The 22,321-nt window shown below is 62.6% G+C and carries 23 protein-coding genes and 1 pseudogene; 13 read left to right on the forward strand and 11 right to left on the reverse strand.

All coding sequences use genetic code 11. The features are described from left to right. Nucleotides 1–75 precede the first annotated feature (75 nt). From B5525_RS02660 to B5525_RS02670, 3 genes are read left to right on the forward strand one after another with little or no spacing between them, the layout of a single operon-like run. On the forward strand, nt 76–1,047 hold the full coding sequence (locus tag B5525_RS02660; RefSeq protein WP_079564531.1) for an ABC transporter permease: 972 nt from the start codon (nt 76–78) through the stop codon (nt 1,045–1,047). Further along, nucleotides 1,044–1,883, forward strand: a complete 840-nt coding sequence (locus B5525_RS02665) for an ABC transporter permease (RefSeq protein ID WP_079564532.1) — start codon at nt 1,044–1,046, stop codon at nt 1,881–1,883. The genes B5525_RS02660 and B5525_RS02665 overlap by 4 nt, the downstream gene beginning before the upstream one ends. A gap of 2 nt (nt 1,884–1,885) precedes the next feature. Then, nucleotides 1,886–3,508 (forward strand): ABC transporter ATP-binding protein, encoded by a 1,623-nt coding sequence (locus B5525_RS02670; protein ID WP_079564533.1) that lies wholly within the window; start codon nt 1,886–1,888, stop codon nt 3,506–3,508. A 3-nt stretch (nt 3,509–3,511) separates the two neighbouring features. On the opposite strand, the gene B5525_RS02675 is transcribed toward B5525_RS02670, so the two are convergent. From B5525_RS02675 to B5525_RS02685, 5 genes and pseudogenes are all read right to left on the reverse strand, one after another. Next, nucleotides 3,512–5,485: a potassium transporter Kup gene (locus tag B5525_RS02675; RefSeq protein ID WP_079564534.1), complete on the reverse strand. Its 1,974-nt coding sequence runs from the start codon at nt 5,483–5,485 to the stop codon at nt 3,512–3,514. 115 nt (nt 5,486–5,600) lie between these two features. Continuing rightward, a complete protein-coding gene (locus B5525_RS46020) occupies nt 5,601–6,035 on the reverse strand; it encodes a helix-turn-helix transcriptional regulator (RefSeq protein ID WP_244567813.1) in 435 nt (144 codons plus the stop codon). A gap of 23 nt (nt 6,036–6,058) precedes the next feature. After that, nucleotides 6,059–6,196, reverse strand: a pseudogene (locus tag B5525_RS47465) (AraC family transcriptional regulator); the annotation flags it as partial. Between the two features lie 26 nt (nt 6,197–6,222). Beyond that, the gene (locus B5525_RS46025) at nt 6,223–6,591 is read right to left on the reverse strand and encodes a hypothetical protein (protein ID WP_338075261.1); all 369 of its coding nucleotides are present in this window, start codon (nt 6,589–6,591) and stop codon (nt 6,223–6,225) included. Nucleotides 6,592–6,851: 260 nt separating this feature from the next. Then, entirely contained in the window at nt 6,852–8,030 is a 1,179-nt protein-coding gene (locus B5525_RS02685) for an MFS transporter (protein WP_079564535.1), read from the reverse strand. Between the two features lie 111 nt (nt 8,031–8,141). On the opposite strand from B5525_RS02685, the gene B5525_RS02690 reads away from it, so the two are divergent. The 3 genes from B5525_RS02690 to B5525_RS02705 all read left to right on the forward strand — a co-directional run bounded on the left by B5525_RS02690 (nt 8,142) and on the right by B5525_RS02705 (nt 11,923). Then, entirely contained in the window at nt 8,142–8,942 is an 801-nt protein-coding gene (locus tag B5525_RS02690) for an AraC family transcriptional regulator (RefSeq protein ID WP_079572845.1), read from the forward strand. Between the two features lie 124 nt (nt 8,943–9,066). Next, a complete protein-coding gene (locus tag B5525_RS02695; protein WP_079564536.1) occupies nt 9,067–10,422 on the forward strand; it encodes a malonyl-CoA decarboxylase in 1,356 nt (451 codons plus the stop codon). A gap of 952 nt (nt 10,423–11,374) precedes the next feature. Further along, nucleotides 11,375–11,923 carry a hypothetical protein gene (locus B5525_RS02705; RefSeq protein ID WP_079564538.1) on the forward strand — a complete coding sequence of 183 codons (549 nt, stop codon included), beginning with the start codon at nt 11,375–11,377 and terminating at the stop codon, nt 11,921–11,923. Nucleotides 11,924–12,211: 288 nt separating this feature from the next. Here B5525_RS02705 and B5525_RS43515 read toward each other — a convergent pair whose 3' ends face one another. The 6 genes from B5525_RS43515 to B5525_RS02730 all read right to left on the reverse strand — a co-directional run bounded on the left by B5525_RS43515 (nt 12,212) and on the right by B5525_RS02730 (nt 16,598). Continuing rightward, the gene (locus B5525_RS43515; RefSeq protein WP_154073030.1) at nt 12,212–12,439 is read right to left on the reverse strand and encodes a hypothetical protein; all 228 of its coding nucleotides are present in this window, start codon (nt 12,437–12,439) and stop codon (nt 12,212–12,214) included. Nucleotides 12,440–12,694: 255 nt separating this feature from the next. Further along, nucleotides 12,695–13,864, reverse strand: a complete 1,170-nt coding sequence (locus B5525_RS02710) for a mandelate racemase/muconate lactonizing enzyme family protein (RefSeq protein WP_079564539.1) — start codon at nt 13,862–13,864, stop codon at nt 12,695–12,697. A gap of 155 nt (nt 13,865–14,019) precedes the next feature. Next, the gene (locus B5525_RS02715) at nt 14,020–14,289 is read right to left on the reverse strand and encodes a DUF3297 family protein (protein ID WP_244567814.1); all 270 of its coding nucleotides are present in this window, start codon (nt 14,287–14,289) and stop codon (nt 14,020–14,022) included. Then, nucleotides 14,286–14,762: a glutathione peroxidase gene (locus B5525_RS02720; protein WP_079564541.1), complete on the reverse strand. Its 477-nt coding sequence runs from the start codon at nt 14,760–14,762 to the stop codon at nt 14,286–14,288. Before B5525_RS02720 ends, B5525_RS02715 begins: the two co-directional genes overlap by 4 nt. Before the next feature lie 24 nt (nt 14,763–14,786). After that, complete coding sequence (locus B5525_RS02725) at nt 14,787–16,184, reverse strand: amidase family protein (protein ID WP_079564542.1); 1,398 nt, start codon at nt 16,182–16,184, stop codon at nt 14,787–14,789. Nucleotides 16,185–16,340: 156 nt separating this feature from the next. Then, on the reverse strand, nt 16,341–16,598 hold the full coding sequence (locus B5525_RS02730; protein ID WP_079564543.1) for a DUF6894 family protein: 258 nt from the start codon (nt 16,596–16,598) through the stop codon (nt 16,341–16,343). Between the two features lie 299 nt (nt 16,599–16,897). On the opposite strand from B5525_RS02730, the gene pqqA reads away from it, so the two are divergent. The 7 genes from pqqA to B5525_RS02765 all read left to right on the forward strand — a co-directional run bounded on the left by pqqA (nt 16,898) and on the right by B5525_RS02765 (nt 22,080). Beyond that, a complete protein-coding gene (gene pqqA, locus B5525_RS02735; RefSeq protein ID WP_009031067.1) occupies nt 16,898–16,978 on the forward strand; it encodes a pyrroloquinoline quinone precursor peptide PqqA in 81 nt (26 codons plus the stop codon). Nucleotides 16,979–17,133: 155 nt separating this feature from the next. Then, entirely contained in the window at nt 17,134–18,063 is a 930-nt protein-coding gene (gene pqqB / locus B5525_RS02740) for a pyrroloquinoline quinone biosynthesis protein PqqB (protein ID WP_079564544.1), read from the forward strand. 47 nt (nt 18,064–18,110) lie between these two features. After that, complete coding sequence (gene pqqC, locus B5525_RS02745; RefSeq protein ID WP_079572847.1) at nt 18,111–18,866, forward strand: pyrroloquinoline-quinone synthase PqqC; 756 nt, start codon at nt 18,111–18,113, stop codon at nt 18,864–18,866. A gap of 30 nt (nt 18,867–18,896) precedes the next feature. Continuing rightward, complete coding sequence (pqqD, locus tag B5525_RS02750) at nt 18,897–19,205, forward strand: pyrroloquinoline quinone biosynthesis peptide chaperone PqqD (RefSeq protein WP_079564545.1); 309 nt, start codon at nt 18,897–18,899, stop codon at nt 19,203–19,205. Continuing rightward, nucleotides 19,202–20,425 (forward strand): pyrroloquinoline quinone biosynthesis protein PqqE, encoded by a 1,224-nt coding sequence (gene pqqE, locus B5525_RS02755; protein WP_079564546.1) that lies wholly within the window; start codon nt 19,202–19,204, stop codon nt 20,423–20,425. The genes pqqD and pqqE overlap by 4 nt, the downstream gene beginning before the upstream one ends. Continuing rightward, nucleotides 20,415–21,404, forward strand: a complete 990-nt coding sequence (gene pip, locus B5525_RS02760) for a prolyl aminopeptidase (protein ID WP_079564547.1) — start codon at nt 20,415–20,417, stop codon at nt 21,402–21,404. Before pqqE ends, pip begins: the two co-directional genes overlap by 11 nt. Before the next feature lie 13 nt (nt 21,405–21,417). Continuing rightward, on the forward strand, nt 21,418–22,080 hold the full coding sequence (locus B5525_RS02765) for a DUF4286 family protein (RefSeq protein WP_079564548.1): 663 nt from the start codon (nt 21,418–21,420) through the stop codon (nt 22,078–22,080). Nucleotides 22,081–22,321: the final 241 nt, after the last annotated feature.

Genomic DNA, 22,321 nt, shown 5'->3' on the forward strand with positions numbered 1-22,321 from the left:
GGAGAGGTAGCACAGCGAACGTCGCAACATGACCGCCCGTATCGACGCACGCTTCGCGGTATTGAAAGCTGTTTGATGCTGTCATTTGTTGCCCAGCGGACGGTCAAGGGCGCGATCGTCCTGCTTGCGATCATCGTCCTCAATTTCTTTCTGATCCGGCTTGCGCCCGGCGATCCGGCCGTCGTCATGGCCGGCGAGGCCGGCGCCAGCGACAAGGTTTTCGTCGCCCAGCTGCGTGAAAAATTCGGTCTCGACAAGCCGCTTCCGGAGCAATTGTTTCTGTACGTCAAGGGCATCCTCTCGCTCGATCTCGGCTTTTCGTTTCGCCAGCAGGCGCCGGTCTCCAGGCTGATCATGGATCGATTGCCGGCGACGTTGCTGCTGACGATGTCGGCGTTCGCGATCTCGCTGGTGTTCGGCATTTTCTTCGGTGTGCTGGCGGCGCGCTGGGCGGGAACCTGGGCGGATACCGCGATCACGGTGGCGGCACTGCTCTTCTATGCCACGCCGATCTTCTGGATCGCGCTGATGGCGATCCTGCTGTTCTCGGTGGAAATGGATTGGCTGCCGAGCTTCGGCTACGAAACGGTCGGCGCCAATTATACCGGCCTTGCGCATGCGCTCGACGTCGGCGCGCATCTGATCATGCCGGCCATGACGATCGGCCTGTTTTTCATGGCGACCTACACGCGGATGACACGGGCCTCGATGCTGGAAGTCAAGCGGCTCGATTTCGTCAAGACCGCCCGCGCCAAGGGGCTCAGCGACGGCGTGATCCAGCGCCGCCACGTGCTGCGCAACGCGCTCTTGCCGGTGGTGACCATGGCCGGCCTGCATTCCGGCACCCTGATCGGCGGCGCGGTGCTGACCGAAACGGTATTCGCCTGGCCCGGGATCGGCCGCCTGATGTACGAGGCGCTGCTTCAGCGCGATTACAATCTGCTGCTCGGGGTGTTCGTGGTGTGCTCGGCGATGGTGCTGATCCTCAATCTCGTTACTGATCTGGTCTACCGCATGGTCGATCCGCGCATCGAATTTTCCGCATGAAGCCGTTCGCCAGACAGATGCTCCGCAATCCCAGCGGGCTGGTCGGCCTGATCATCCTTACGATCGCGGTCGCGGTTGCCGTGCTCGGGCCGCTGATCTTTCCGAATTCACCGTGGCGCATGGTGCAACGGCCGTTTCTGCCGCCGTTCGCGCTATCGAGCGTGCCGCTCGGTACCGATGCGCTGGGGCGCGACGTCTTTGCCGGCATCATCTTCGGCGCGCGGGTCTCGCTGCTGGTCGGCCTCGTCTCCACCCTGGCCGCACTTGCGGTCGGAATCCCGCTTGGCGCCATCGCCGGTTATTTCGGCGGCCGCACCGACGACGCGCTGATGCGTTTCACCGAGTTCTTCCAGACCATTCCGAGCTTCGCGCTGGCCATCGTGCTGGTGGCGATCCTGCAGCCCTCGATCTATTCGATCGTCGCCTCCATCGCCATCGTCAGCTGGCCGCCGGTGGCGCGGCTGGTGCGCGGCGAGGTTCTCTCCCTGCGCAGCCGCGAATACGTGCAGGCCGCCATCGTGACCGGTCAAACCGACGGCTGGATCATCTGGCGCGAAATCCTGCCCAACGCGCTTTCGCCGGTCATCGTGCTGGCCTCGCTGATGGTTGCGACCGCGATCCTGCTGGAGTCCTCGCTGTCGTTCCTCGGTCTCGGCGACCCCAATCTGATCTCGTGGGGCTATATGGTCGGCGCGGGGCGCACCGTGATCCGGCAGGCGTGGTGGATCACGGTGTTTCCTGGTCTCGCCATCCTGCTTTCCGTGCTTGGCCTCAATCTCGTCGGCGAAGGCCTCAACGACGCGCTCAATCCGCGGCTTGCAAGGGATGGGCGCTGAGCATGCCGGCCGATCCCGCAGTCAGGATCAGGGACCTCAAGATTGCGCTGCCGCAAGGCGGCGAGCGCGCGCACGCCGTCGACGGCGTTTCGTTCGATCTTCTGGCGGGTGAAATCGTTTGCGTGGTCGGCGAATCCGGCTCGGGCAAATCGATGTGCGCGCATGCGCTGATGGGACTGCTGCCGGCCAGCGTCACGACCGAGACCGGCGAGATCATCTTCGAAGGCAACAATCTGCTTTCGCTCGACGAAAACGGCTGGCGGGATTTGCGCGGACGCCGGATCGCCATGGTGTTCCAGGAGCCAATGACGGCGCTCAATCCGTTGATGCGGATCGGCGAGCAGATGATGGAGATGTTCGAGGCCCATGGCCTGGGGTCGCTGGGCGAACGCAGGAAGAAGGCCCTGGAGCTCGCGCGCGAAGTCGGCCTGCCGGACCCAGCCGGAATCGTGCGCGCGTATCCGCACCAATTGTCCGGCGGCCAGCGCCAGCGCGCGATGATTGCGATGGCGCTGGCGCTGGAACCCGCGGTGCTGGTCGCGGACGAACCAACCACGGCGCTCGACGTCACCACCCAGGCGCAAATCCTCAAGCTGATCCGCGACCTGCAGCGCCGCCGCAACATGGCGGTGATGTTCATTACCCACGATTTCGGCGTGGTCGCCGACATTGCCGACCGCGTCGTGGTATTGCGGCACGGACAGGTGGTCGAGCAAGGCACCGCGCAGGAGGTGCTGACCACCCCCCGGCAGGCCTATACCAAAGCCCTGCTCGCCGCCGTGCCGTCGATGACGCCGCCGCCGCGCGCGCCGCTGGGTGATCGCCGCAAGGCGGTCGACGTGATCGGGCTCGACAAGACCTATGTCACGTCGGGCGGCTGGTTTCGGCCGGATCGTACGGTGCGCGCCGCGAACGAAGTCAATTTCTCGATTCTCAAGGGCGAGACGCTCGGACTGGTCGGCGAATCCGGATCCGGCAAATCGTCGGTGGCGCGGCTGGTGATGCGGTTGATCGAGGCCGACCGCGGCACGGTGCGGATCGGCGACATCGACCTGACCGAGCTGGAAGGCAAGTCGCTGCGCGATCAGCGCCGCCGCATCCAGATGATCTTTCAGGATCCGTTTGCCTCGCTCAATCCGCGCCGCAAGGTCGGACAAATCATCAGCGACGGCCCGATCGCGCATGGCGCCGACCCGAAGCTGGCGCGTCAGCGCGCCCGCGATCTCCTTGGACTGGTTGGTCTCGACGGTGGCGCCATCGAGCGCTACCCGCACGAATTCTCGGGCGGGCAACGGCAGCGCATCGGTATCGCCCGCGCGCTCGCGCTCGATCCGGAAATCCTGGTCGCCGACGAAGCCGTATCCGCGCTCGACGTCTCGGTGCAGGCCCAGGTCCTCGATCTGCTGGAAGACCTCAAAGCCCGGCTCGGGCTTTCGATGCTGTTCATTACCCACGATCTGCGGGTGGCGGCGCAGATCTGCGACCGCATCGCGGTGATGCAGCGCGGCTCGATCGTCGAGCTGCAGGCGACGGCGGCGTTGTTCGCAGCGCCCGAACATCCCTACACGAGGGAATTGCTCGCGGCCGTGCCCGGCCGGCCGAAGCAGCTTGCCGTGCCGGCTTAAGGATCAGATCTCCACCCGAAATCCCACCTCGATGACGGCGTCGTGGGGGATCTTGAAGAAATCGGGCGCCCGGCTCGCGATCCGGTTGAGGAACGAGAAGATCGCAAAGGAGACCGGGTCCATCGCCGATCCCGCCTCGCGGCGAACGATCGTCTCATGCGCGATATAATAGTTCCGGTGTTCGAGATCGGCGTCAAAGCCGAGCCTGTTGCAGTTGAGCAGGCTGAGCGGAATGTCCGGGGTTTGCATGAATCCCAGCCTGACCTGGATCTGGTAGAAGCCGTGACCGAGCCTTTGAAGCGAATGGCGTTCGTGAAACGGAACGCGCGGCCGGCGGTCGGACACGAACGTCAGCAGCACCACGGTCTGGTGCAACACCCTGTTGTGCCCGATATGGCGCAGCAGCATCGGCGAGGCGCCGTGCTCGACCTTGGTGAGCCATACCCCCAATCCCGGAGCCCGGCCGATCACCGCCTTGTCGGCATAATCGAGAAATTGCTTCAGCGGCATCGACATCTGGTGGAGACGATCCCGGACTTCCGACGAACCTTTGCGCCAGGACAGCATCAGGGTCGCGATCACAGCGCCGACGATGAGCGGAAACCAGCCGCCTTCGACGATCTTGATGGAGTTTGATACCAGGAAGGTGGCGTCGATCGCGCCGAAGACGGCGATGACCGGGATGGCGGCGCCGGGCGGCCATTGCCACCGCGACACCGCCACTCGGTAGAGCAGGATGGTGGTGATCAGCATGGTGCCCGACACCGCAATGCCGTAGGCGGCCGCGAGATTTTCCGACGATCGAAACAGCGCCACCGTCAACAATGTCCCGGTCATCAACAGCCAGTTGGCGGCAGGGACATAGATCTGGCCCGCCTCATCGACCGAAGTCGGAATGATCCGCGCCCGCGGCGACAGTCCCATCTGCATCGCCTGCCGGGTCAGCGAGAAGACGCCGGAGACCAGCGCCTGGGAGGCGATGATGGTGGCGAAGGTCGCCAGCACCAGCATCGGGACCAGCGCCCAGCCAGGTGCCAGTTTGTAGAATGGATTATCGCTGGCGGCGGGATCAGCAAGGATCAACGCGCCCTGTCCGAAATAATTCAGCAATAGCGCCGGCAGCACCAGCCCGAACCACGCCCGGCGGATCGCGGTGGCCCCGACATGGCCCATATCGGCGTACAGCGCTTCGCCTCCGGTCAGCGCCAGGAATACCGCGCCGATCACGACAAACGACACCTTGGGATCGGCGATCAGGAAATGCCCGGCCTCGACCGGATTGACCGCCTTCAGGATCGCGGGCGCCATCCAGATATTGATCGCGCCGAGACCGCCGATGACGACAAACCAGATCACCATGACCGGGCCGAACAGCTTGCCGATGCTCCCCGTCCCGTGTCGTTGGATCATGAACAGTCCGACCAGCACCGCGATCGTCGCCGGCAGGATGAATTTCTCGAATCCCGGCGTGACGAGCTTCAGGCCCTCCATGGCTGAAAGCACCGAGATCGCCGGCGTGATGACGCCGTCGCCGTACAGCAGGGAGGCGCCGATCACCCCAAGCAGAACGAGAACGGGCAGCCTTGCCCCCTTGGCAACCTGATCGGCCGCAACGAGCGAGAGCAGCGCCAGAATGCCGCCTTCGCCGTCATTGTCGGCGCGCAGGATGAACACCACGTATTTCAGCGATACCATCATCACCAGCGCCCAAAGAATGAGCGAGACGACGCCGACAACGTCGGCGGCGACGGGAGGTGAATGACTGAGGCCGGTCAGCGCGACCTGGAAGGCGTAAAGCGGACTGGTCCCGATATCGCCGAATACGACGCCGAGGGCGGCAAGCGCCAAAGACCAGGGACTACCCGCATGATGAAGGTATTTGGCTTGATCGAGGGCGGCCTCGGATGACCGCAAGCCAAGGCCCGTCACGGCGCGATCGACCAGGCCGCCGACCGGGGCACTCGATGGCAAATCCATATGAACCTCGCGACAGGGCCGCGCCGTCCGCGCTCGCGAGTTGGATATTCAAGATTTAGGCCAGCTCTTCTTAGGCCCCGTCGCGAATCTGCCCACGTCAGAGGCCGCGGCGCGCCTATTGGCGCGTTCGCAAAATGGTCTCGGACGGGAGCTCGCCGAAGGCCTCGCGATAGTCTTTCGCGAAACGGCTCGGACTCGCAAAATTGCTCTTGAAGGCCGCCGCCGTCACGCTGACCGAGGGATCGCCGGATGTCAGGATTTCCCTCGCGCGCCTGAGACGGATCGCCTTGGCGAAGGCCATCGGGGAATAACCGCGGCTGCGCTCGAAAGCCCTGAAAATGGCGCGTGCGCTGACCCCCGCCTCGGCCGCCAGCCGATCAATGGTGATCGGTTGCTGCCAGTTGGCTTCGACGAACTCCTCGATGCGCCGCACCACCCAGGGCGCAGCCGTGCTTTCCTGGTTTTGCAGCAGATGGCTGAAACCGTTACGGCCGGCATAGAGCCGGCATAGAGAAAGGCGATCTGGATGGCATGCTCGAGCTCCCGGCAAACGGCCGCGGGCAATTGGGAAGCCGTCGAGTCCAGCTGCTGCGCAAGAAAGCGGATCAGGTGGGAGAGGGTTTGCGCATGAGGCTCGCCGGCCGGGATCGCAGGCTGGAACGTCATTTCCCCCTTCGGCTTGACGCCCAGAAGCGCCGTCAGTCTTTGCACCAGCGCCTGCTCGCTCAAGCGAAGCGTCAGTCGCTCTGCCCGGCCTCGCAAACCCTCCGCGAGCGGCAGCCCGCCGGCGTAATCGCAAACTGCTGATCGCTGATGTCGGTCGTCCTGCCTTCAACCGAGGTGGTTGCGTGGCCCCTGTGCGCGATCTGCAGCCGGATGAAATCGGCCGCAAGATTGTCGATTGCAAGGTCAGCAGTGGTCGCACCGAAAGCGAGGCCCGTCTCCTGCAGCTTGACGAGATTGACGCGGGCCTCGAAGCCGTCGAGGCTCCTCAAGTCGATGCCGGCAGCGCCGAACAATGTCGAACCGAAATGGCGCAGTTCCTCGGGATTGGAAGTACGAAACACCGGAAAACGGTACAAGGGATCGATTACGGCATTGAGCATGGTTGTTCGACTGTCAGTTTCCAGGAACGACTCGGTGTCAGCAATCAGGCGCAATGATAAGCTTTTTCGGCCAATGTCGTCGCGGCTAACAGATCGCTACCTTGATGTGAATCAAGCCATCACCAACAGCCCTACCCAGAATGAGTTATTGTTGGAAACGTCGCAGCACTCGGCCAGGCTGGCTGCGATTCGAGACCGTATTCCTACGGGGCTTTCGGAACGGTTGGTTTCGAATTGCGCCGACCTTCCTTAGCGTCGTATCAACTCACGCCCGCCGCCGGCACCTTGATCTCGGCCGGCAGGATGATCGCCGCGGCGATCACCAATAGACATAGCCCTGAGAAGGCGTGCAGCATGGTGACGAAGCCGCCCTGCTGGTACAGCCACGCCACCAGGCCGACCGAGGCGCCCGCGGCGGTAAAGCCGATGAAATAGCGCACCGCGTAGGCGCGCGAACGCCATTTCTCGCTGGTGTATTTGCCGACCATGGCGTCGTTGACCGTCACCTGGCCGAACGCACCCATCACGATGCCGATCGCGGCGACGATCAGCGGCAGGTTCGACAGCGTGGCCGCCAGGTACAAGAACGGCGCCAGCACGAACGACAACGGCAGCGAGACGGCCTTCAGCGAATAGCGGTCGATCAGCTTTCCGATGGTGTATTGCGTCATGGCGCCGAACACATAGACGCAGGCCGCGATCACCCCGAGCAATGCGGGACTGCTGGTGAGCCCGGCCAGCCGTTCGGCGAACAGTTTGGGCAACGCCACCGTCACCGCGTTGAAGGTGGTGGAGATCGCGAGCACCACGATCAAGAGCGCCACGATGACCCGCCACATGTCTTCCTTTGCCACACGCGCCTGCGCCGCCGCCTGCTTGTGGCCGGAGCGATCCTCGTGGACCACCATCAACGCAAACGCCACGCCGATCAGGATGGTGACGATACCGGGAATGATGAAGGCAAAACGCCAGCCGAGATACTGGCCGACCACGCCGGTGACCAGCGCCGACGACGCCACGCCGAGATTGCCCCAGACGCCGTTCAGCCCCATCTCGCGGCCGAGCCGGTCGGCATAGGACACGATCATCGCGGTACCGACGGGATGATAGATCGACGCGAACAAGCCGATCGACAGCAGCGCCGCGCCAAGCTGCAGCCGCGTCTGCACCAGGCCGACCGCGATCATCGAGGCCCCGATGCCGAGAAAGAAGATCACCATCATATGGCGGCGGCTCCAGCGGTCGCCGAGCCAGCCGGTCAGCAGCGAGCCGGCGCCGAAAGCGACGAACCCCGGGGTGGCGTAAGGCAGCAATTCCGAATAGGCCATGCCGAGCGCCGGCCCCATCACGATGACGGCGGCTGCGAAGATCAGCATCGCATAATGGTCGATGAAATGGGCGGCGTTGACGAGACCGATCACCCGTGCCGGGCTGTTCATGTTCGAAATCCTTGACGATATCCTTGGCGGATTCCTTGGCGGATTCCTTGGTTCGAATCTTCTAAATCCTTGCAATAGGTTATACGGTCTTGTCCTGACGGGATGTGGCCAATGAGTATCGCCGAAACGCCAATCGCTGCCATCCGGGCGGAGCACACCGCGACCGGCGACGGCGTTCATCTGGTGGCGCGCAACTACCGCAAGGGCGTCCGGCTCGACACCCACATGCACCGCGAGGCGCAGCTGGTCTATGCTGCGAGGGGAACGATGCAGGTCACGACCCCGAAGGGACGTTGGCTGGTGCCGCCGGATCGCGCGGTGTGGGTGCCGGCGCGGCTGGAACACGCCATCGACGTGCTCGCCGACATCGAGATGCGCACGCTGTATTTCGATCTGGCCTGGCTCGCGCGCGAGCAACGCAGCGAGAGCCTTCAGTCCGAATTCGTCGTCCGGGTGTCGCGGCTGTTGCAGGAGACGATTCTGGCGCTGTTCGACGGCCGCAATAACTCCGCGCGCACCGAGCTTCTGGTGAGACTGGCTGTGCTCGAGCTGCACCACGCCGAGGATTCGGCGACCTTCGTTCCGCTGCCGCAGGAGCCGCGCTGCCGCCGCGCCGCCGACATCGTGCTCGGCGATCCGACCGGCGCGCATGAGATCGAGACGCTGGCGCGCGCGGTCGGAACCTCGGCGCGGACGCTGTCGCGGCTGTTCTCCTCGGAGACGCAGCTCAGCTTCAAGAGCTGGTGCCAGCGTGCGCGGATCGCGTGCGCGATCGAAAGACTGTCGATGGACGGCAATATCTCGGTCAAGCAGCTCGCTTCCGACCTCGGCTATGCCAGCGTTCCCGCCTTCTCGCATGCGTTCCGGCAGGTCACCGGCAAGACCCCGACGGAATTCTGGGAAATGAAATGAGGGCCATGACGGATGCGCCTGGAAGCATTGGCCTTTTTTTGCGCTTTTTGCCTGCTTGATTGTGATCGGCTTTATCCTAAATTCAATGTAATATTCCGCCGGAAGAGGATTCGACCCGCCCCACATGAGCAGCAACGCCTTTTTCTCGGACCTCCTTTCCTCGATTTCCGAGCGCGGGCGGACATTGCTTCGCCGCGTCGGCTCCTCCGAAGAAAAACCGGACGGAGCCGGACTGATTGCCTTGTGCGGGGCGCTGCTGTCGGGCCGGGGCGAAGCTTCCGGCACCGCGATGGCGCGCGAGGTGCTCGACCGCTATCACCACCTCGACGATGCCGAACGGCTGGCCTTCTTCGAAGCCCTGACCCGCGATTTCGGCCCGGACCGGGAAAAGCTCGCCGAAGCGATCGAGAACTGGCGCGCGCAGCCCAGCGATGAAGACGCCAGTGACCTGCATTTCGCGTCCGAGCCGCGGCGGCAGGAACTGATCCGCCGGCTGAACCGCGCGCCGGGCGGCACCAGCGAGCTGGTGGCGATACGCGCCGATCTGCTTCGTCTCATGAACGGCCACAGGGACCTCGCCGCGCTCGACCGCGACGTCGTCCACCTGCTGTCGTCGTGGTTCAACAGGGGGTTTCTCGTGCTGCGCAGGATAGACTGGTCGACCCCGGCAAATATCCTGGAACAGATCATCCGCTACGAAGCGGTGCATGAAATCCACGACTGGAACGACCTGCGGCGCCGCATCGATCCCGTCGACCGGCGCTGTTACGCGTTCTTCCATCCCGCTTTGGTCGACGAGCCGCTGATCTTCGTCGAGGTGGCGCTGACGGAGCAGATCCCCGGCGCGATCGCGCCCCTGCTCGCCCCCGACCGCCGGCTGGTGCCGATCGAGCGCGCCCGCACCGCGGTGTTTTACTCGATCTCCAACACCCAGCGCGGCCTCGGGGGAATTTCCTTCGGCAGCTTCCTGATCAAGCAGGTGGTCGAGGAATTGCGGCGTGAATTGCCGAAGCTGGACAATTTCGTGACGCTGTCGCCGGTACCGGGCTTCATGCAATGGCTGAAGCAGGCGAGCGACGTTCCGGTCTCCGACGAGGACCGGGCGCTGCTGGAAAATCTGGACAAGCCCGACTGGTTCAAGAACGCCGAGCTGGAGGCGCAACTGCGCCCGGTGCTGGAGCCGCTGGCGGCATATTATTTCCTCAAGGCGCGCACCGCGAAGGGCCGGCTGATCGACTCGGTGGCGCGGTTCCACCTCGGCAACGGCGCGCGGCTGGAGCGGATCAACTGGCTCGGCGACATATCGCCAAAGGGCCTGCGCGAGTCCGCCGGCATCATGGTCAACTATCTCTACCGCCTCGAGGACATCGAGAAGAACCACGAAGCCTACGCCAACCAGGGCGAGGTGATCGCCTCCAGCGCCGTGAAAAAACTGCTAAAGTCCGAAGGCCGGCGGCTGCTGGATATGCGGCTGTCGTAGGTACTTCGACGTCGCCACCGTCCCAATATAGCGGTTTCCTCATCAAGGCCTCCCTCGATTCGGAAGCCTTGAATCACAACTCAGGCCGCGATGGTATCCTTATTGAGTACGGACCCCAGGCCAATGACGGTCTTTAGTCCAGCAGTCCAGCGGGGACGCCATCTACCAAGCTTCCCCAAATTGGATGGCCGGTTATCAGCGACCACAACTTAAGCTGAAGGCGGGATGTAATCGACTTGGCGAGTTGACTGGGGTCCCTAGGGTGATTCCCATGGCCGGAATTCCCCCGCCATCAATTTTTGCGCCTTGGTTTCGGTTGCGCTGAGGGAAGTGGCGAAAACCTTAACCTCCAGCTCCAAGGGATATAGGCCTCTGATCCTCGCTTCGGCTTCCTCACGCGTGGGGCAGCCGACGACATAGGTCTCGCGCCGCGGCGCCCCTCCGCTACCGTGGATATGGACCAGCACCGTAAAGGCTTCATCCACATATTCAGGCATCACACGAATATGCGCCCCGACGGGCGCATTTTCCAGCCCGGAAGCCAGCCATAGTTAAACGGGCCTACCGAAAAGGGAGCGGTTTTGACCGGTTGCGCCTCGGTCAGCTTTCCGGATTTCTGTTTTGACGGGGAATTATTAAAAAAGAGAGCCCGCCATTTGCGACGGGCCCAAGGCTAGGGAGGAGTTTGCAAAGTAAATCGATTCGCGGTTGAGTAGTGTGATGTAATTCACACATCTTGAAGGAAACCGACTGTCAGACCGCTATTGGAGCCGCCCTGTGGTTTGGTGTGACAGCCCGAACAATCGGCCAACTTCTGACTGACTTGCGACCGCCTCCAAGCGCCGTTTGGCTTCGTCACTTCGATCTTATCCACAGGGGCCCGCAACGCCTTAAGCTTGAATAGCACTCCGCCGCGCACTAGCCTTCGCGCTCCAGAAGGAGCCAACAACCGATGGCGAAAGACCACTTCCTACCGAACGATCGTCTTCCTCCTTTTCCTTGCGATGACGCCGACCAGCCTGAGCAGTCGGGGATCGGGAACATTGTTTCGTCGAGAACCCTTAAGACGGTTGTTCTGGTTTTCGCGGCTTTAGCGATCGTTTTCGCAATTGTATCGGTAGGTAGTGGTGGGTCGATGCCCGCCCTACAATCAACCGCCAGCGCGCAGGCTTTGTCGCCGACCGCAAGGGAAGCGCCGGCGGGCGACGAGATGCTTGCCGCTTTCAAGGCTGCCTTTGAGAGTAAGACGGAAGTCGATCAGCCAACAGCCGAAGCCACGTTAAATCAATTCCAAGCTTGGGCGGCTAAGGAAGGTGCGCAGGCACGGGTCCAGCCGCCCCAGCTCGCACAAGATCCCCGAGCACAGGTTGTGCAACAAAAAGCCCGAGCGCAGCCCTTGCCAAAGCCTCGACCAGCCCAAGCCTCGCAAACCGCCCCCGCACAAGACCTGTCATCGGAAAATGCGCAGTGGCCCGTGCGAATCTTCGGTTGGGGCAATTAACCCCGTGGCATGGGCGCGCTGAGGCTTTTAGAGCAAGCCCGTATAGCAAGCCCGTATAGGAAGGCTCGCTTAGCCAAGGTTTTATCGTCGTTGCCGGTCAGTTGTTAATCGCGGCATGTCTCAAACGTGCCAATGGCGGCCAATCGCAAATCAGATGTTATGGATGTCTTCGTTTCACCCTGAGGCGGACATCGGTCATCCGCGGAGCCATGTCAGCTTTGACATCAGATCGAAATGAAAAGAGACCGCCAACCAAGGCGGCCTCTCGCATCGAAGTCCCTGTTTTATTTAGCCGACGTTACGGCGGCGGCGGCGCGCCAACCAATAAGCGCCATAACCTATGCCGGCCGCGAGACCGGGTAGACCGGCGCCGAGGAGCGGTGCAGGAGCCCCCTTCAGATGACCGGGCGCGTTATCGCAATTGCCTCCGCCATTGCAGGCTTCTGCGGGCGGCGAAACAAGCATCAGAGCGGCGGTTAAAGCGATGGCAGGCAAAATACCCAGGGCAACTTTCATATTTCAATTCTCCGAAGTCTATTAACCAATCAAACTAGATGCCCCATTAATTACTATTAGCCAATTTACCGCGCGTCAACTTCTTTTCCCTCGCAATAACAATGCAACCCGGTTTCCAATTTCGATTTACCGGTTCGCTGTTTCGATTTAATTGTGGCATGGGCGCTATTTTTTTCGTCGGGGTTCAGGTTATTTGTCAGAATGCCTATGGCTCGCGTCGACACGTGCGCGCGGCCGCTGACGCAGTCACCCAGCTCACGCCGCCAGTGCCTTCATCTCCGCGTAGAGATCCGACTTCCCCTCAAAACCGATGCCGGGAAGATCGGGCATGGTGATGTGGCCGTTCTCGACACGGACGCCGTCCGGGAAGCCGCCATAGGGCTGGAACAGATCGGGATAGCTCTCGTTGCCGCCAAGCCCGAGGCCGGCGGCGATGTTCAGCGACATCTGATGGCCGCCATGCGGGATGCAGCGGCTCGGCGACCAGCCGAGGACTTTAAGCACTTCCAGCGTGCGCTGGTATTCGCACAGCCCGTAGGACAGCGCGCAATCGAATTGCAGCCAGTCTCTGTCGGGTCGCATGCCGCCATAGCGCAAGAGGTTGCGCGCATCCTGGTGGCTGAACAGGTTTTCGCCGGTCGCCATCGGTCCCGGATAGAACTCGGCGAGCGCCGCCTGCAACTGGAAATCGAGGGGATCGCCAACCTCCTCGTACCAGAACAGCGGATACTCCCGCAGCATTTTTGCGTAGGCGATTCCCGTCTCCAGATCGAACCGGCCGTTGGCGTCGACGGCGAGCTGCGCCTCCTGGCCGATCTCTTCCAGCACGGCCTCGATGCGCATCCGGTCTTCTTCGATCGGCGCGCCGCCGATCTTCATCTTGACGACGTTGTAGCCGCGATCGAGATAGCCGCGCATCTCGCCGCGCAGCATCGACAGGCCCTTGCCGGGGTAATAATAGCCGCCGGCGGCGTAGACGAAGACGCGCGGATTGGCCTTGAGCCCGTGCCGCTCGGCAAGCAGGCGAAACAGGGGCTTGCGCGCGATCTTCGCCACCGCGTCCCACACCGCCATGTCGATGGTGCCGACCGCGACCGATCGCTCGCCATGGCCGCCCGGCTTCTCGTTCGACATCAGCGTCGCCCAGATCTTGTCGGGATCGAGATTGTCGCCGGTCTCATCGAGCAGCGTCTTCGGATCGGCCTCCTTCAGCCGCGGCGCGAAACGCTCGCGGATCAGTCCGCCCTGTCCGTAACGTCCGTTGGAGTTGAAGCCGTAGCCGACCACCGGCTTGCCGTCGCGCACGACGTCGGTGACCACGGCGACCAGGCTCGTCGTCATCTTGCTAAAATCGATATAGGCGTTGCGGATCGGCGAGGAGATCGGCTTTGTCACTTCGCGGACGTCGACGATGCGGACGGACATGGTTTTGGCTTTCGGAGGTTGGTCGACAACTTAGACGGTCATTGCGAGCCACCGGGTCGCGCGAATGCGCGCCCGATGATAAACTCAGCGAAGCAATCCATCTTGCGTTACAGAAAGCTGGATTGCTTCGTCGCTGAGCTCCTCGCAATGACGCGCTACGCCACGCCCTTGTCGCGGAAATACGGTTCTACCGGACCGTGAACCTTGATGGTCAAGGGGTTGCCGTAGCGGTCCTTGGCATTCCCGGCGGTGACGCGCACCCAGCCCTCGCTGACGCAATATTCCTCGACATTGGTCTTCTCCACGCCCTTGAAGCGAATGCCGACGTCGCGCGCCAGCACCGCTTCGTTGTAGTAAGGGCTCTTCGGATCGGTCGAGAGACGATCAGGCAGTTGATCGCCGATGGCGTCGTTGTTCTCGTTCACAGCAGGGCCTCGATTTCTTTTCTCAGGGATTCCGGGGTGGTGGTCGGCGCATGCCTCGCTACCACCTGACCCGAACGATCGATCAGGAATTTGGTGAAATTCCATTTGATCGACGAGCCCAATAACCCGGATTTCTCGCGCTTCAAATAGCGAAACAGCGGATGCGCCTTATCGCCGTTGACCTCGATCTTGGCAAACATCGGAAAGGTGACGGCATAATTGCTGTCGCAGAATTGCTCGATCGCCTTGGCGTCGCCGGGTTCCTGTTTACCGAACTGGTTGCAGGGAAATCCCAGTACCGAAAAGCCGCGCGGGCCAAGTTCCTTTTGCAGCGCCTCGAGCCCCCGGTACTGCGGCGTGAACCCGCAGGCGCTCGCCGTGTTGACGATTAGCAAGACCTGCCCCTCGAACCGCTTCAGCGGCATGTCCTCGCCGGCAAGCGACATCGCCGTAAAATCGTAAATGCCGGACATCGTGCTGCTTTCAAGCCTTCGGTTCTAGCTGACAGGATCGATCGGCGACGGCGGCGTTCCCCCGGCTTCGATCGCCTCGCCCGCCAGCAAACAGAGATCCTCGCGGTAACGGCCGGAGACCACCTGGACGCCGACGGGAACCTTCCCCACCAATCCCGTGGAGACCGTTAGCCCAGGCAGCCCCATGAAGGGAATGGCGATCTGCGTGAGCTGCGCCCGCCAGACCCGCGCGAACGAGGCCTCGTCGCGCATATCGAGGCCATCCGGGAACGGCAACTCGCCCGACACCGGCATCAACAGCACCGCATAGGTCTCGAAGAACTGCAGCCATTCGCGCGTCAGGGTCGCCCGCCGCGTCAGCGCCCTTGAGTAGGCGTCTGCGTCGAATGGAAAAACCTTTGCCCGGTTGCCGCGCAGGCAGGCGAGCGCGCCGGGATCACCTTCGCGTTCGGCCGCGGCAAGTTGCGCCTCGTAACCGTCGCCGAGCCAGAGTTTTGTCTGGAGGTCCGCAGCCTCCCGCAGCGGCGGTGACGCGACCTCCTCGACCGTCCATCCCGCGCGCTGCAGACGCTTGCCGGAATCGGCGACCGCGGCTTTGACTTCCGCCGACGTCTCGAGCCCGTCCGGCTGAAGGCAGAGCGCGGCGCGCTTCGGCATGGCCGGCCCTTCCAGCGGCGCCGGCACCCACCAGGGATCGCGCGCGTCCTTGCCCGACATCGCCGCAAGCGCGATCCTGATATCGCCGATGCTGCGCGCCAGCGGCCCGGAGACCGCCGAGATCTGCGGCCCGATGGTACGTTCGGGCAGCGCCGCATTGAAGGCCGCGATGCGTCCCACCGTCGGCCGCAGGCCGTGCACACCGCAGACATAGGCGGGATAGCGGATCGATCCAGCGATGTCGGTGCCATGCGCGATATGCCCGATGCCGGCGGCGACCGCGGCCCCTGCCCCGCCAGACGAGCCGCCCGGGGTGATGCTCGCGTCGCGCGGATTTTTGGTGTCGCCATGGACCAGATTGGTGGTGAACCAGCGGTATGAAAATGCCGGGCAGTTGGTGCGCCCGAGGATCACCGCGCCCGCCTTGCGCAGATTGTCGATCACGGGACTGTTGCTCTGGGCAATGATGTCGCGCTGCAGCTTGAGGCCGTTGGTGGTGGCGAAGCCGGCCTGATCGATATTGACTTTCACCGTCACCGGCACCCCCACCAGCGGCCCCAACGCTTCGTTGCGCGCGATCGCCGCGTCGATCGCCTCGGCCTGAGCCAGCACTTCGCGAGGCCGATGTTCGATCACCGCGTTGATTTTGGGATTGACCGCGTCGAGCCGCGCCAAGCCTGCGGATGCGGCCTCTTTCGCCGACACCTTTTTCGACCGGATCAGGCCGGCGAGCTCAGCGGCCGACAGACGCCAGATATCCTGCATTGCTCACTCCATTTGCACGCCCGCTTGTAGCGTTACGTGGCAATGCTTGTCGACCGTCAACCCCGTCATTCCCCGATGTGCAATTGCACATCTGAGGGCGCGTCGTGAGACGCGAACCCGGAATGACCGCGGGTGGACGATCGCCGCAGCCCGGCGTCAGTGTCTCGTGGCGGGAATGTCGGAGAAATCCAGGATCGCCTCGGTAAAGGGAAACTCGAGTACGATCTCGCCGGTGTCGTCGGTCACTTCGAGCACCGCATTCAACAGGCCGCCGCCGGTGCCTTCGCTCTTCAGCAACTCCCGGATCATGGCGCGGCCCACTTCCCATGCCCGATCGGGATCGCGCAGTTCCTCGCCTTCGGGATCGGAGATCAATTCTTCCCCGATACGGGTGTTGAAGAAATAGCGCGGCATGGGTCGAATCCACTCTGGGTTAGGGGCTCCCGTTCGGGAGCCGGCGGCTGCTCACAAGTTCTTTATCTGGAATTCGCCCGATGAGGTCGACCGGTATCGCGATCAGGTTGTTGCGGAAGATTATGAACCCGTTGATCCGGCTTTGGTTTGACAGCCCGCCGCACATTCCCGTGAATTCTTTTGCGTCGCAATATGGAAACCTAAGGTTTTGCGGCAAAGATTTCACTGGCGAACTTTTCATTCCCGATTAGTTTATCTCCCGAGGGCGGAATGCGTCCGGTCTAGCATGGAGAGCCAAAATGGCCTGGAAGACCCCGAAGATCGTCGAAGTGCCGGTCGGCATGGAAATCAACATGTATGCGTGCGCCGCCCGCAAGTAAGCGGCAGCGACCTCGCGTTCTAACTCAAGCGGACCTCCAGGCGTGACCCGTTCCCGACCGAGGAACGTCATTCACGCCTGTGTCCGCTTTCAGGGTTTTTCGAGTATCGAAGCTTTGGAATTGCTAGAAGCTTTGGAATTTCCAGGAGACGGATCATGCTTCGCGTCGTCGTCCTGGGCGCCGCGGCAGGTGGTGGCGTTCCACAATGGAACTGCGGATGTGCGGCGTGCCGGATGGCGCGGGGCGAACACCCGGAGCTTCAGAGCACGCAAGCTTCGATCGCGGTCAGCGCCGATGGCGAGCACTGGTTCCTGGTCAACGCCTCTCCTGACCTGCGCCAGCAACTGACCGCAACGCCGCAGCTTCACCCAAAAGCCGGAAAACTTCGGCACAGTCCGGTTGCGGGCGTGATCCTGACCAACGGCGAGATCGACGCAGTCGCGGGCCTGTTGTCGATGCGCGAGGGCTGGCCGTTCACGATCTACGCGCATGAGAAGGTGCTTGCGATCCTGAAGGCGAACAGCATCTTCAACGTGCTGAGCGAGAAGAATGTGCAGCGCCAGGCGATCGGGATCGAGAGGGCTTTCGAGCCGGCCCTCCCGGATGGCGTACCGTCCGGCATCGAGATCGTGCCGTTCGAGGTTCCCGGGAAGAGCGCCTGGTATCTGGAGGGCAAGGCTCACCCCGGCGGCAATAGCGGCGCAGGCGACACGCTCGGGCTTCGGATCAAGGACAAGGCGACGGGCAGGTATTTCTACTTTCTGGCCGCCTGCGCCACGGTCACCGACGATCTCAAGGCCCGGCTTGCCGGCGCGCCCCTCGTCTTCTTCGACGGCACGGTGTGGCGCGACGACGAGATGATATCGGCCGGCCTCGGCAGCAAGACCGGACAAAGCATGGGGCATATCGCGATGTCCGGCGACGACGGCGCAATCGGAAGCCTGGCCGGCCTCGATATCGGCCGGAAGGTATTTCTGCATATCAACAATTCGAATCCGGCGCTGCTGCACGATTCCGCGGAGCGCAGGATGGCCGAGCGCGCGGGATGGCAAATCCCCGCCGATGGAACGGAGATCACGCTGTGAACGCAATAACCCAGCACGCCGCCCAGAACGCGGCAAAGCCCGACGGAATGACGGCGTTTTCGCGCGGCAAGAGCGCGCCCCTGCATAGCGCCGAAGAACTGGAAGCCGCCCTCCGCCACATCGGCGCGGTGCGCTACCACAATCTGCATCCGTTTCACCGGCTCTTGCACGGCGGCAAGCTGAACAAGGGCCAGGTGCAGGCCTGGGCGCTGAACCGCTATTATTACCAGAGCACCATCCCGATCAAGGACGCGGTGGTGATCTCGCGCTTCCGCGACCGCGCCACGAGGCTGGAATGGCGGCACCGCATCGAAGACCATGACGGCGATGTCGGCACCGAAGGCGGCATCGAGCGCTGGCTGAAGCTGACCGAAGGTCTCGGCCTCGACACCGCTTACGTGGAATCGACCGAAGGCATCCTCCCCGCGACACGCTTTGCGGTGGAGGCCTATGTGCACTTCGTCCGCGACAGGAGCCCGCTGGAAGCCATCGCCTCCTCGCTGACGGAGCTTTTCGCGCCGAACCTGCATGAAGAGCGCATCTCGGGAATGCTGGCGCATTATAATTTCGTCAATCCCGACATCATGAGCTATTTCAGCCGGCGCCTGACCCAGGCGCCGCGCGATGCCGGTTTCGCGCTCGCCTACGTCAAGACCCATGCCAAGACGCCTGCCGAACGCGAGGCGGTCTGCAACGCGCTCTTGTTCAAGACCAATGTGCTATGGGTTCAGCTCGACGCGCTGTATCATGCCTATGTCGAGGGCCACATTCCGCCGGGCGCGTTCGTGCCCCAGCAGAATTAGAGCAAAATTAGAGCAAACCAGAGGGAACCCATGGCGGGCCGCAACATCAGTGTCAGCGAGGCGAGCCGGCCGGTGCTGCCGCGCCATGCCAGGCTGAAATTCGATGAGACCCGGCAGGTCTGGGTGATCCTGGCGCCGGAGCGCGTGCTGGCACCTGACGAGATCGCGGTGGAAGTGCTGCAACTCTGCAACGGCGTTCGCAGCGTCGCGCAGATGATCGATCAGCTCGCCGCAAAATACGCCGCCGAGCGCGGCGCAATCGCGACCGACGTCATCGCCATGCTGCAGGACCTTGCCGACAAGGGATTTTTGACCGAAGCCCGCGAGAAGACGTCATGAGCCCGACGCTGACAGATGCCCACGTCATCGATAGCCATACCGCGGCCAGCGATCCCACCGACGGCCTGACGGTGCTGGAAAATCGCGGCTCGAAGGCCGAAACGTTTGGGATTCCGCTCGCGGTGCTGGCCGAACTGACGCATCGCTGCCCGCTGCAATGCCCCTATTGCTCCAACCCGGTCGAACTCGACCGCAGCGGATCTGAGCTGTCGACCGAGGAATGGAAAAAGGTGCTTTCGGAGCTCGCCGAAATCGGCGTGCTGCAGATCCATTTCTCCGGCGGCGAGCCGACCGCGCGCAAGGACCTGGTCGAACTGGTGCAGCACGCCAGCGATGTCGGGCTGTATTCCAATCTGATCACGTCGGCGGTGCTGGTGACGAAGGAAAAGATCGCCGCTCTGGCGGATGCCGGATTATGTCACGTGCAGATCAGCTTTCAGGGCAACGAGCCCGTGGTCGCCGACCGCGTTGCGGGCTTCAAGGGCGCGCACGCCAAGAAGATCGAAGTCGCAAAATGGACGCGCGAACTCGAGCTGCCGCTGACGGTGAACGCGGTGATGCATCGCCAGAACCTGTTCCAGCTGCCCGACATCATCCAGATGGCGGTCGATCTCGACGCCGACCGGCTGGAAGTCGCCAATGTGCAATATTACGGCTGGGCGCTGAAGAACCGCGCGGCGCTGATGCCGACGCTCGCCCAGATCGAGGACACCACCCGCATCGTCGAGGACGCACAGGCGCGGCTGAAAGGTACGCTCGCCATCGACTATGTGGTGCCGGATTATTACGCACTGCGGCCGAAGAAATGCATGGGCGGCTGGGGCCGGCAGTTCTTCAACATTTCGCCCGCGGGCAAGATCCTGCCCTGCCACGCCGCCGAAAGCATCACCGGGCTCGAGTTTGAATCGGTGCGATCAAATCATTCGATCGCCTGGATCTGGCAGAACTCAGAAGCCTTCAACCGCTATCGCGGCACGGGGTGGATGCCGGAGCCGTGCAAGAGCTGCGAGTTCAGGGAAGTCGATTTCGGCGGCTGCCGCTGCCAGGCTTTTGCGCTGACCGGCGATGCCGGCAACACCGACCCGGCCTGCACGCTGTCGCCGATGCATGAACAGATCTTCAAGCTGGCGGTACAGGAAGCTGCCGGCGACCACAACCGTTTCCTCTATCGCAATTTTGCCGGCGGTACGCTGGAGACGGGCGACGGCCATGGCGCCTGACGCCGACGCGGGTAAATCGACCGGCCAACGCTCCGATCCGTTCGCGCCGCTGACCTCGCAATTGCTGCCGGTCGGCGACGGCCACGAAATCTACCTCGAAAGCGTCGGCCGAGCCGACGGTATCCCTGCGGTCTATCTACACGGCGGTCCCGGCAGCGGCTGCCAGCCCGATCACCGGCGATTGTTCGATCCCGAACGGTTCCACGCCATCCTGTTCGATCAGCGCGGCGCCGGCCGCAGCCGCCCCAAGGGCCGCCGCGAAGACAATACGCTGCCGCACCTGATCGCCGACATGGAGAAGATCCGCGAGCAATTCGGCTTCAAGCGCTGGATGGTGGTTGGGGGCTCCTGGGGCGCGACGCTGGCGCTGGCCTATGCGCAGGCGCATCCCGCGCGCGTCAGCGGCATCGTGTTGCGCGCAACCTTTCTCGGCACACGCGAGGAGCTCGAAGGTGCGTTCCTCGATGCACTGCCGCGCTTCTATCCCGATCTCGGCGAGGATTTTCTCGGTGTATTGCCAGGGGAAGAACGCGCGCAGCCGCTTGATGCCTATTACCGCCGCATTCTCGATTCCGATCCGCAAGTGCATGGCCCGGCCGCGCGCGCCTGGCACGACACCGAACGAATTCTTTCCGAGCATGCACCGGGACGGGTTCGGCTCGATCTGGCGTCGCTGAATTCGTCACGCGCCCTGCCCGCGACGCCTTTCATGGAAGCGCATTATTTTTACAACGGCTGCTTCATGAAGCCGGGGCAGCTTCTCGCCGAAGCCGGCAGGCTCGCCGGCATTCCCGGCCTCATCGTGCAGGGCCGCTACGATCTATTGTGCCCGCCGGCGACCTCGCACGCGCTTGCAACGGCGTGGCCCGATGCAGAGGTTCGCCTGGTCGAGGGTGCCGGCCACTCGCTGTATGATCCCAGCGTCAGGGATGCCGTGATGCGGGCGATCGCGGACCTCGCTTCTGAAATCACCCCATAAGGACTGTCGAAACATGCCGCTTGCCGGAAAGGGAATGCTGTTGACCTCGATGGATATCGATCCGGACGACGAGGGCGATTTCAACCGGTGGTACGACCGCGAACATCTGATCGAGCGCGTCGCGATCGACGGCTTCCTGGAAGCAAGGCGCTACATCGCCCATCGGGGCAGCCCGAAATATCTCTGTCTGTATTCGACCGAAACCTTCGAGGTGCTCGACAGCCCGGCCTATCGCAAGGCCCTGACGACCCCCACCGAATGGTCGAAGACGAATCTGGCGCGCTTCAAAAACATGATCCGCACCATCGCGCGCATCACCGTCAGCCACGGACAGGGCCGAGGTGCCGTGCTCGGCATCATCCGCCTTCGCCCCGCCGCCGGAAGTCACGACAGATTGCGCGCATCGCTCCGCGACCAGCTCGATCCCGAACAACGCGACGGCATCATCTCGATGCATCTGATCGAGAGCGATCCCGCACTGTCGAAACCACTCACCAATGATCCGCCGGTTTCCGATCCGGGCGCCGGCGACTGGTTCGTGCTGATCGATGCCACGAATGTGAACGCGGTCTCCGAGGCGATGGCCGCGCTCGCTTTCGAAGGTGGAATAAAGGTATCGTCGGGCAGTTACAATCTGATGTGGGATCTCGCACGATCAGACATTCGGTTGTCTTAAATCAATGCAACAAGCCCGCATGAGGGCATATGCTGCACCGCCACATGAAGCGGAGCCGCATTAAAGCCGGGGGGCCAGACCAATAGCGAATGGCGGTTAAGCAAAAATGGCTTTTCAGTGCCGCGCCGATCATATTGAATGGCCCGATTCATTAAGCCAATGATATGTTTGGCAAACCACAAGAACGCCGCGATGAGCGTTCACAGCACAAGATAAAGGCCGCGCGGTTTCTCGTCGTCGC

This window comes from Bradyrhizobium erythrophlei, from assembly GCF_900129505.1.
Classification (GTDB): domain Bacteria; phylum Pseudomonadota; class Alphaproteobacteria; order Rhizobiales; family Xanthobacteraceae; genus Bradyrhizobium; species Bradyrhizobium erythrophlei_D.

Excerpts from the sequence above, each read along its gene's own strand:
- B5525_RS02660 (WP_079564531.1), top strand. The coding sequence starts at position 76 with ATGCTGTCATTTGTTGCCCAGCGGACGGTCAAGGGCGCGATCGTCCTG.
- B5525_RS02665 (WP_079564532.1), top strand. The coding sequence starts at position 1,044 with ATGAAGCCGTTCGCCAGACAGATGCTCCGCAATCCCAGCGGGCTGGTC.
- B5525_RS02670 (WP_079564533.1), top strand. The coding sequence starts at position 1,886 with ATGCCGGCCGATCCCGCAGTCAGGATCAGGGACCTCAAGATTGCGCTG.
- B5525_RS02675 (WP_079564534.1), bottom strand. The coding sequence starts at position 5,485 with ATGGATTTGCCATCGAGTGCCCCGGTCGGCGGCCTGGTCGATCGCGCC.
- B5525_RS46025 (WP_338075261.1), bottom strand. The coding sequence starts at position 6,591 with ATGCTCAATGCCGTAATCGATCCCTTGTACCGTTTTCCGGTGTTTCGT.
- B5525_RS02685 (WP_079564535.1), bottom strand. The coding sequence starts at position 8,030 with ATGAACAGCCCGGCACGGGTGATCGGTCTCGTCAACGCCGCCCATTTC.
- B5525_RS02690 (WP_079572845.1), top strand. The coding sequence starts at position 8,142 with ATGAGTATCGCCGAAACGCCAATCGCTGCCATCCGGGCGGAGCACACC.
- B5525_RS02695 (WP_079564536.1), top strand. The coding sequence starts at position 9,067 with ATGAGCAGCAACGCCTTTTTCTCGGACCTCCTTTCCTCGATTTCCGAG.
- B5525_RS02705 (WP_079564538.1), top strand. The coding sequence starts at position 11,375 with ATGGCGAAAGACCACTTCCTACCGAACGATCGTCTTCCTCCTTTTCCT.
- B5525_RS43515 (WP_154073030.1), bottom strand. The coding sequence starts at position 12,439 with ATGAAAGTTGCCCTGGGTATTTTGCCTGCCATCGCTTTAACCGCCGCT.
- B5525_RS02710 (WP_079564539.1), bottom strand. The coding sequence starts at position 13,864 with ATGTCCGTCCGCATCGTCGACGTCCGCGAAGTGACAAAGCCGATCTCC.
- B5525_RS02720 (WP_079564541.1), bottom strand. The coding sequence starts at position 14,762 with ATGTCCGGCATTTACGATTTTACGGCGATGTCGCTTGCCGGCGAGGAC.
- B5525_RS02725 (WP_079564542.1), bottom strand. The coding sequence starts at position 16,184 with ATGCAGGATATCTGGCGTCTGTCGGCCGCTGAGCTCGCCGGCCTGATC.
- B5525_RS02730 (WP_079564543.1), bottom strand. The coding sequence starts at position 16,598 with ATGCCGCGCTATTTCTTCAACACCCGTATCGGGGAAGAATTGATCTCC.
- pqqA (WP_009031067.1), top strand. The coding sequence starts at position 16,898 with ATGGCCTGGAAGACCCCGAAGATCGTCGAAGTGCCGGTCGGCATGGAA.
- pqqB (WP_079564544.1), top strand. The coding sequence starts at position 17,134 with ATGCTTCGCGTCGTCGTCCTGGGCGCCGCGGCAGGTGGTGGCGTTCCA.
- pqqC (WP_079572847.1), top strand. The coding sequence starts at position 18,111 with ATGACGGCGTTTTCGCGCGGCAAGAGCGCGCCCCTGCATAGCGCCGAA.
- pqqD (WP_079564545.1), top strand. The coding sequence starts at position 18,897 with ATGGCGGGCCGCAACATCAGTGTCAGCGAGGCGAGCCGGCCGGTGCTG.
- pqqE (WP_079564546.1), top strand. The coding sequence starts at position 19,202 with ATGAGCCCGACGCTGACAGATGCCCACGTCATCGATAGCCATACCGCG.
- pip (WP_079564547.1), top strand. The coding sequence starts at position 20,415 with ATGGCGCCTGACGCCGACGCGGGTAAATCGACCGGCCAACGCTCCGAT.
- B5525_RS02765 (WP_079564548.1), top strand. The coding sequence starts at position 21,418 with ATGCCGCTTGCCGGAAAGGGAATGCTGTTGACCTCGATGGATATCGAT.